General features: G+C 65.7%; 1 protein-coding gene. It reads right to left on the bottom strand.

Annotated features, from left to right (window positions below; all coding sequences use genetic code 11):
- Window positions 1-213 (bottom strand): hypothetical protein (locus AB4Y34_RS42595; RefSeq protein WP_368719385.1); only part of this gene is annotated, 213 nt, incomplete at both ends.

Here is a 213-nt window from a genome sequence, read left to right as displayed (position 1 = left end):
TGCTCGTCGACGACAGTTCGCCTTCGGCCACGTTCGTGACCTTCGTGCCATTGCTGTCACCACCCAGCGTGACCGTGCCCTTCGTGGCATCGTCGTAATGCACCGCGAGCGCGTCCGTCCCGCCGCCGGCACCATTCCTGATGTCCTCGCTCAGCTGGTCCACCTGCTGGTTCGTGGCGTACAGCTGCGAGCCGTTCACCGCGTCCGTGCTCG

Source organism: Paraburkholderia sp. BR10954, assembly GCF_040965775.1.
GTDB classification, from domain to species: Bacteria; Pseudomonadota; Gammaproteobacteria; order Burkholderiales; family Burkholderiaceae; genus Paraburkholderia; species Paraburkholderia youngii.
The sequence above is the reverse complement of the archived record's forward strand: the minus strand, read 5'-3'. Positions and strand labels throughout refer to the sequence as shown.